Source organism: Clostridium sp. MCC344, from assembly GCF_018785365.1.
Taxonomy (GTDB): Bacteria; Bacillota; Clostridia; order Lachnospirales; family Lachnospiraceae; genus Pilosibacter.
This window is the reverse complement of the sequence record NZ_WQPQ01000084.1, coordinates 1-1,534: the sequence shown is the minus strand read 5'-3', so window position 1 is coordinate 1,534 and position 1,534 is coordinate 1. Positions and strand designations below refer to the sequence as shown.

At 52.3% G+C, this 1,534-nt stretch carries 1 protein-coding gene; it reads left to right on the top strand.

The window, feature by feature from the left end:
• The coding region (locus GPK90_RS16815) for a recombinase family protein (RefSeq protein WP_215703494.1) at positions 1-1,443 on the top strand (1,443 nt) is incomplete at its 5' end.
• Positions 1,444-1,534: the final 91 nt, after the last annotated feature.

The following is a 1,534-nucleotide window of genomic DNA, read 5'->3' as shown; positions in this document are numbered from 1 at the left end:
TTTCAAAGACCCGGATTTCAAGCCATGCTTGCAGACATTGAAGCAGGGAAAGTCGGGACAGTTATCGTCAAGGATATGTCGAGGTTAGGGCGAAACTACTTACAGGTGGGAATGTACACAGAAATGATTTTCCCACAGAAAGGTGTCCGCTTCATCGCTATCAATGACGGAGTGGACAGCGCACAGGGGGAAAATGATTTTGCCCCGCTGCGGAACATTTTTAACGAATGGCTGGTGAGAGATACGAGCAAGAAAATCAAGGCAGTAAAACGCTCTAAGGGCATGAGCGGAAAGCCCATCACAAGCAAGCCCGTCTATGGCTACCTCATGGACGAGGACGAAAACTTTATCATTGACGAGGAAGCCGCCCCGGTGGTACGGCAGATTTACAGCCTTTGCCTTGCCGGGAACGGTCCGACCAAGATAGCCCGTATGCTGACCGAGCAGCAAATCCCCACGCCGGGGACGCTGGAATACCGCAGGACGGGCAGCACCCGCCGCTACCACCCCGGCTATGAGTGCAAGTGGGCGACCAATACCGTGGTTCATCTGCTGGAAAACCGGGAATATACGGGCTGTCTGGTAAACTTTAAGACCGAGAAGCCGTCCTACAAGCTGAAACACAGCATAGAAAATCCCCCGGAAAAGCAGGCGGTTTTTGAGAACCACCATGAGCCTATCATTGACCGGGAAACGTGGGAACGGGTGCAGGAGTTACGCAAGCAGCGCAAACGCCCCAACCGTTATGACGAAGTGGGCTTGTTCTCCGGCATACTCTTTTGTGCCGACTGCGGCAGCGTCATGTACCAGCAGCGATACCAGACGGACAAGCGCAAGCAGGACTGTTATATCTGCGGAAGCTACAAGAAACGCACCGCCGACTGCACAGCGCACTTTATCCGCACTGACCTCTTGACCGCTGGCGTACTCTCCAATCTGCGGAAAGTTACCAGCTATGCGGCAAAGCATGAAGCCCGGTTTATGAAGCTTTTAATCAAGCAGAATGAGGACGGGGACAGACGCAGGAACGCCGCCAAGAAAAAGGAGCTGGAAGCCGCCGAGAAACGCATAGCCGAGTTATCTGCTATCTTCAAGCGGCTGTATGAGGACAGCGTAACCGGGCGCATATCGGACGAGCGTTTCACAGAGCTGTCGGCAGACTATGAAGCCGAGCAGAAAGAACTGAAAGAACGTGCCGCCAGACTGCGGGAAGAACTTTCCAAAGCGCAGGAAGCCACCGCAAACGCTGAAAAGTTTATGAATGTGGTACGCAGGCACACTACCATTGAAGAACTTACCCCTACTCTGCTGCGGGAGTTTGTGGAGAAAATCGTTGTCCATGAAAGCGTTGCCCTTGACGGGAAACGCCGGGGCAAGTTACGCAGACAGGAAATCGAAATCTATTATTCTTTTGTCGGCAAGGTAGAACTGCCCGACACCTAACCGCCCGACCTATCCGACATACCTCATGTGCCGGATAGGAACGGCAAAATTTTTTACACTTCTATTACTTCTTTATCACACATAAGCAAAA